General features: G+C 43.9%; 6 protein-coding genes, 1 other RNA gene and 1 pseudogene. 7 read left to right on the forward strand and 1 reads right to left on the reverse strand.

All coding sequences use genetic code 11. The annotated features are described in order from the left end of the window. The 4 genes and pseudogenes from Q0257_RS00695 to Q0257_RS00710 all read left to right on the forward strand — a co-directional run. A pseudogene (locus Q0257_RS00695) lies at positions 1-749 on the forward strand (DNA gyrase subunit B); the annotation flags it as partial. Continuing rightward, the gene (locus Q0257_RS00700) at positions 750-2,174 is read left to right on the forward strand and encodes an EAL domain-containing protein (protein ID WP_298020284.1); all 1,425 of its coding nucleotides are present in this window, start codon (positions 750-752) and stop codon (positions 2,172-2,174) included. Continuing rightward, positions 2,174-2,554, forward strand: coding sequence for a preQ(1) synthase (gene queF / locus Q0257_RS00705; RefSeq protein ID WP_298020287.1), 381 nt, complete (start codon positions 2,174-2,176; stop codon positions 2,552-2,554). The genes Q0257_RS00700 and queF overlap by 1 nt, the downstream gene beginning before the upstream one ends. Beyond that, a complete protein-coding gene (locus Q0257_RS00710; RefSeq protein ID WP_298020289.1) occupies positions 2,551-3,786 on the forward strand; it encodes an HD domain-containing protein in 1,236 nt (411 codons plus the stop codon). The genes queF and Q0257_RS00710 overlap by 4 nt, the downstream gene beginning before the upstream one ends. A 3-nt stretch (positions 3,787-3,789) precedes the next feature. Here the strand turns inward: Q0257_RS00710 and ffs are convergent. Then, an RNA gene (gene ffs / locus Q0257_RS00715) (signal recognition particle sRNA small type) lies at positions 3,790-3,887 on the reverse strand. A gap of 47 nt (positions 3,888-3,934) precedes the next feature. Here ffs and Q0257_RS00720 point away from each other — a divergent pair. The 3 genes from Q0257_RS00720 (at position 3,935) to Q0257_RS00730 (ending at position 6,922) form a co-directional block, all read left to right on the forward strand. After that, a complete protein-coding gene (locus tag Q0257_RS00720) occupies positions 3,935-4,354 on the forward strand; it encodes a hypothetical protein (protein ID WP_297901478.1) in 420 nt (139 codons plus the stop codon). 64 nt (positions 4,355-4,418) lie between these two features. After that, positions 4,419-6,221, forward strand: a complete 1,803-nt coding sequence (typA, locus tag Q0257_RS00725) for a translational GTPase TypA (protein WP_298020292.1) — start codon at positions 4,419-4,421, stop codon at positions 6,219-6,221. Positions 6,222-6,334: 113 nt separating this feature from the next. Further along, complete coding sequence (locus Q0257_RS00730; RefSeq protein ID WP_297896884.1) at positions 6,335-6,922, forward strand: HAD-IB family hydrolase; 588 nt, start codon at positions 6,335-6,337, stop codon at positions 6,920-6,922. The last annotated feature ends 86 nt before the right edge of the window (positions 6,923-7,008 follow it).

A 7,008-nucleotide genomic window follows, 5' to 3' on the forward strand; every position in this document is an offset into this window, starting at 1 on the left:
ATGTTTATCTGGCACAGCCGCCGCTTTTTAGATATAAAAAGGGTAAAAAAGAGATTTATCTAAAAGACGAAAAGGCGCTGAGCGAGTTTTTGATCGAAACGGGCATCGATATGGGCGAGTTTGAAGGCATCGGCAACGAGGATCTAATCGATTATCTAAAAATTGTTTCAAACTACCGTTCGCTTTTGAACGAACTTAAAAAGCGCTTCAGCGTGCTTAGCGCGATCAGATTTTTGATAGAAAACGATGAAGCGCGAAGCCTTGGATACGAGGAACTATTTAAAATTTTAAAACCGCGTCTGGAAAGCGAAGGATTTAATATATTAAATTCTTACGTAAATGATGGAGGCATTAGAATTTATGTCCAAACTCCGAGCGGCTTAGAACAGCTCGTGATAGATGAGAATTTATTCGGCAATTATATCTTTGAAGAGGCGATCAGAGTTTATTCTAAGATCAAAGATCGGGATGTAAGTTTTGGTAAGGATTTTATTGAAATTTTAGATGAAATCGAAAAAAGCTCGAAAAAAGGCGCTTATATTCAGCGCTATAAAGGTCTTGGAGAGATGAATCCGGAGCAGCTTTGGGAAACAACTATGAGCCCTGAAAATAGAAGGCTTTTAAAAATTAGCATTGCAGACGCACAGAGTGCTAGCGATACCTTTAATCTTTTCATGGGCGACGAGGTCGAGCCGCGCCGAAACTACATCCAAGACCATGCAAAAGATGTAAAACATTTGGACGTTTAGATGCTATTTAGTGAGACCAAAGAGCGCGAAAATCGTTTCATAACGGCACTTAAAATTTCGGTGCCGTTTACCTGCGTTTTGATTGTTTTCGGAATTATTTTGTTCCGAAACGGCGAGTTTAAATTTGACGACGTAATTTTATTTTTAATACTTTTAATCTGCTATGTTTATTATGTCATCTATCAAATTTATTTTGGCTTTCAAAAGACTCTGATTGATCCTGTTACTCACGTGTTTGTGCGCGAGGAGATCGAGAAAATTTTAAGTAATGATCTAGCTAAAAATCGTCAAATAAATATCGTTCTTTTGCGAATTAAAAATATTATCGATATAAACGATCGATACGGCTACAAAAACGGCGATGAAATTTTATACGAGTATTGTAAGGAACTTTCAAATTTTATGGCGGAGCAGGGTTTTAAGGACCTTCCGATCGGGCGCTTTATAAACGGCTACTTTGTATTCGGCGTAGAATCAAAAGCTACAAATTTAAGTCATATTTTGCGAATGTTTGAGCATAAAATTTCAAGTCAAACGATTAAAAATGTAGAGATAAAAAGCGAATTTGCAATGCTTCCAAGCTCATATGATCGCAATCTAAATAATATCGTAAATGCTCTATTTTATAAGATAAATCACCTGGACGACGAAGAGCACGGCGAGAAGGCTATTGACGTAGAGAAAGTATTAATTGACGTATTTTCCGCCGACGTAATGGAAGCGATCGATAGTGAAAATTTTAGCTTTAAATATCAGCGCGTCGCAGATAAAAACGGTGTAAAATCACATATAAATTTAATTCCAAAACTCGATCTGAGAAGCGGCGAAAAGATCACGAAAAGTAGAATTTTAGATATTTTGCTTCTAAATCATTACGATATTAAATACGATATTTCGATGATGAGGCAGATTTCTAGGATCATCTATTTTAAAGATATTGACGCTAAAATTTTTATCGAGATTATGCCTCAGACGCTGCGAAATAACGAGTTTCGCAATGAAATTTTAAAGCTCATCGATAATAATCTGATTGATCCGAAAAAGATCGTGTTTGAGTTTAACGAAAAGCTTATCTATTCGGAGATTAAGCGCTTTGATGAAATTTTAATTAAATTCCGCGAACTCGGATTTAGCTTCGCGCTGTCGCAGTTTGGCGGCTCAAACGCGAGCTTTGAATATTTAAAATTTTTGGAAGTGGATTTTATCGTTTACGATATAGAATTTAATAAAAATTTAGACGATGAAAAGATTAAAAATATCTTTATAGGCATTAACGAAGCCTGCGCAAAATCGGGCGTTGAAACCGTAATGCGCTTCATCGACAAAGAGGAATTTCAAATGCAGCTTTATAAAATGGGCATCGATTATATTCAGGGATTTTGCGTCGAAAAGCCGAACGATATATCAAATTTAAGGAGATCATAGTGAGATACGGCGAAGAGGAGATAAAAAATTTTAACATCGAAAATTTAGAAGTTTGGCCCAATAAACAAAAGCACGACTATCTAATAAAAATCACCCTGCCCGAGTTTTGCTGCCGCTGCCCGCGCTCGGGCTATCCGGACTTTGCGACGATCTATTTGGAATATATCCCGGACAAGCTCGTAGTCGAACTTAAAGCGATCAAACTTTACATAAATTCCTTTATGAACCGCTACATTAGCCACGAAGATAGCATAAATGAAATTTACGGCGCGCTGCAAAACAAGCTAAAGCCTAAATTTATGAAAATCACGGGCGATTTTAATCCGCGCGGCAACGTCCACACGGTAATCGAAATAAACTCGGATCAAATTTACCGATGATAAGCTCAAATTTAGTCGAACAAATTTTTAAATCCGCAAGCATTAGCCGCTGGAACGATTACCCAAAGATGGTAAGTCTAGTCGAGCTCGACAAACAGGCGCATAAATTTATCATCGCTTATTTCATCGCTAGCTTTGAGCGCGATGTGGATATCAACTATGTGATAGAAGCGGGGATTTTCGAGTTTCTAGCGCGTATCGTCGTAACCGACATCCGCCCGGACGTCTTTCATCAGATCCAAAAAACCAAGAAAAAAAAGATCAACGAATGGGTTTTAAGCGTCCTAGAAAGCGATCTTTTGCCTATTCAAAACGGCGAGTTTTTCGAGCGATTTAAAAAATATCTAAATTCTAAAGATCATAAGAAAGAAGCCGTGATCTTAAAGGCGGCAAGCTACCTCTCTACGCGGTGGGAATTTAATATCGTATATCAAACGAGCCAGTTTTTAAACGATATTGAAGAGCTAAAATCCAAGGTCGAGGAGGAGCTCGAGGATTATTACGAGCTAATCGGCGTGCGAAAGATCGTGATGAATAAAAAGCTTGCCCGCATAGTCGATCTTAGCGGCAGACTTCGTTTTCAAAAGCGCTGGGCGCAGACGCCGCGAATTCCTGAGACGTCTGTGCTTGGGCACATGCTGGTAGTCGCGATTTTAAGTTACTTTTTCTCGCTTGAAGTGGGTGCGTGCCGCTCGCGCACGGCATATAATTTTTTCTGCGCGCTATTTCACGATCTGCCAGAAAGCTTAACTCGCGACATCATTAGCCCCGTAAAATACGGGGTCAAGGGCCTTAGTGACATCATCGGCGAATATGAGATGCGGCTAATAGACGATAAAATTTTACCCTTTGTGCCGGAACATATGCGAGATGATTTTAGTTATATTTTGGGTATCCGTAAAGAGGGCAGTAAATTTATAAAAGACGAGTTTGAAAACCGCACCTTCGAGCTAGGCAAGGAGCCTAAATTTGCAGAGGGCAGCCTAAAGATGTTTAACGAAGATAAATTTCGCGCAATCGACGGCAAGGCGCTTAAGTATTGCGATAAATTAGCGGCATTTTTCGAGGCCGGAATTTCAATAAGCTACGGCGTAAAGAGTAAGGAGCTGCTTAGCGGGTATAATTCGATGTTAGAGTTTTTCAAAGCCAAGCCGAAAATTGAAGGTGTCGATTTTCAGAGTGTTTGCGAGGATTTCAAAGAGCATTTCGGACTTAATAGGATCGATTTGTAAAACCCCTTCCCAGATGGCTGCGGCACATGCGAGATCTAAGTGCTCTGCTGTATTCCTACCCTGAAGCGGTGCCTAAAAAAAGCATTGCACAGGTCTAAGAAAGGGCAATCGGGATTATATGGAAATGTTTCTTAAAGTAAGGTTATAAATGAATTTCAAAAATCATCTTCTATCCGTATTTCGCGAGGTCTTTATTCCTCATCATCGCTCTATCGAATTTAGAGCTAAAATTTTTGCCGCAATGCTGCTTGCCAAAAAGAAGCAGACCGACGAGGATTACGACGTGATCAAAGATATAGCGGGCGAAATTTATCCGGGCGACGAACAGCGCATCGGCGTGCTGGTCTCTATCGTAAAAGAGTATATCTTAAAGGCGAAAACCTATAAAAGCTTAAATTTAGACTCGCTTCTAAAAGAGATCGACAGAGATATCAAAAATAACAAAAAATATATCAAAAAGATCGATTTTTCGCATCTGCGCCGTCTGATCGGAGATGATGACGAGGATGCACTAATCCAACAGCGCGTTTATGAGTTTTTTGTCTGCGAAGTCAAAGAGTACTCGTAAATTTTTATCTTAAGAATTTTTTTAGTATAATCGTCAGCCTTTAAAATAGCAAACGGAGAAAAATTTGGAAAATATCAGAAATATTGCGGTTATCGCGCACGTCGATCACGGCAAGACCACTATCGTAGATGAGCTTTTAAAACAGTCCGGCACATTTGGTAATCACCAAGAAGTCGGCGAGCGCGTGATGGACAGCAACGACATAGAGCGCGAGCGCGGCATTACGATACTATCCAAAAACACCGCCATCCACTACGGCGGCGTTAAAATTAACATTATCGACACTCCGGGCCACGCCGATTTCGGCGGCGAGGTCGAGCGCGTACTAAAGATGGTAGACGGCGTGCTTTTGCTCGTCGACGCGCAAGAAGGCGTCATGCCGCAGACGAAATTTGTCGTGAAAAAGGCGCTATCTTTGGGGCTCAGACCTATCGTAGTCGTAAATAAAATCGATAAGCCCGCAGCCGATCCGGACCGCGTGGTAAATGAAATTTTCGATCTTTTCGTAGCGCTTGACGCAAACGACGAGCAGCTTGAGTTTCCCGTCATCTACGCCGCGGCCAAAAACGGCTACGCAAAATACGATCTAAACGACGCAAGCGCCGATATGAAGCCGCTTTTTGAGACGATCATCTCTCACGTCCCTACTCCGAGCGGTAGCGATGACAATCCTTTGCAGCTGCAGGTTTTCACGCTCGATTACGACAACTACGTCGGCAAGATCGGCATCGCTAGGATTTTCAACGGCACGATAAACAAAAACCAAAGCGTTATGCTAGCCAAAGCCGACGGTACGCATATCAACGGTAGAATTTCAAAGCTCATCGGCTTTAGCGGGCTTGAGCGCACCGACATCGACGCGGCAGGCACCGGCGACATCGTGGCGATCGCGGGCTTTGACGCGCTTGACGTAGGCGACAGCATCGTCGATCCCAATAATCCGATTCCGCTTGATGCGCTGCATATCGAAGAGCCCACTCTTAGCGTAATTTTTAGCGTAAATGACGGACCGCTAGCGGGCACGGAGGGCAAATTCGTAACCTCAAACAAGATCGACGAGCGCTTGGAAGCGGAGATGAAAACCAACATCGCGATGCGCTATGAAAACGCGGGCGAGGGTAAATTTAAAGTAAGCGGTCGCGGCGAGCTGCAGATCACGATTTTGGCCGAGAATATGCGCCGCGAGGGCTTTGAGTTCTGCCTCGGACGCCCGGAAGTTATCATCAAAGAGATCGACGGCATCAAATGCGAGCCTTTCGAGCACTTAGTTATCGACGCACCCGATGATTGCACCGGCACCGTCATCGAAAAGCTCGGCCGCAAAAAGGCCGAGATGAAGGTGATGAATCCTACCGGCGACGGGCAGACGCGTATGGAGTTTGAGATCCCGGCGCGCGGTCTTATCGGCTTTCGTTCGCAGTTTTTGACCGATACTCGCGGCGAAGGGGTGATGAATCATAGCTTTTTGGAATTCCGCCCTTTCATCGGCGCGGTCGAGAAGCGACAAAACGGCGCGCTCGTAAGTATGGAAAACGGAGTGGCGCTAGGATACAGCCTGTGGAACCTGCAAGATCGCGGCGTGCTTTTTATCGCTCCGCAGGCAAAGGTCTATCTAGGTATGATCATCGGCGAGCACAGCCGCCCGAACGATCTGGACGTCAATCCGATCAAGGGTAAAAATTTAACCAACGTCCGCGCGAGCGGCAGCGATGATGCGATCAAGCTCGTGCCGCCGCGCGCGCTAAATTTAGAGCGCGCGCTAGAGTGGATCGAGGAGGACGAGCTTGTGGAGGTTACGCCCGTAAATATCCGCGTGCGCAAGCGATACTTAGACCCTACGACGCGCAGACGAATGGCGAAAAAATAGAATTTTTGGATGAAATTTTAAAATTCGGCGTGAAATTTAGCTTTTAAATTTCACGCCTTTTTTTATAGACAAATTTTAAAATTTACGCTTCTGAAATTTTGCTAGGAGAGGTAATGAATCTTGTTTTATTCGACTTTGACGGCACGATCACGCGCGATGATTCGCTGCTCGAGTTCGTCGCCTACGTAGTCGGATTTAAGAAATTTTTTCGCGGGATTTTGGTGCTATCTCCCATTTTAGCGGCGTATAAGCTAGGTCTTGCGAGCAATAATTTTACGCGCAGAAAGCTCTTGGGCTACTTTTTTGCGGGTATGAGCGCCGATAAATTCGATAAAATTTGCAAAAAATACTCCACCACTCACATCGAAGATATCCTAAAACAAAGCGCGATGGACAAGATCGCAAGCTATAAAGCCGCGGGCGATAGGGTCGTCATCGTCACCGCCTCGCTCGAAGACTGGCTGCGTCCGTGGTGCGATGCGCAGGGCTTGGAGCTTTTAGGCACCAAAATACGGCGCAAAGGCGGCATCATCACGGGTGAGATCGAGGGGCAGAACTGCTACGGCGCGCAAAAGGTCGCTCGCGTGCGCGCAGCATACGACGTGCAGGCTTTCGATCGCGTCATCGCTTACGGCGACAGCAGGGGCGATCGCGAGATGTTAGAATTCGCCGACGAGGCGCACTACAAGGCGTTTGAGTAAATTTCTGCGACCACAAAGCTTAAGCGATAGTATCTGCGACGACTGGCTTTTGCCGTGGGCCAGAATTTACCTCACGCGGAATTTTA

It is taken from the genome of uncultured Campylobacter sp. (assembly GCF_938018035.1).
GTDB lineage: Bacteria > Campylobacterota > Campylobacteria > Campylobacterales > Campylobacteraceae > Campylobacter_B.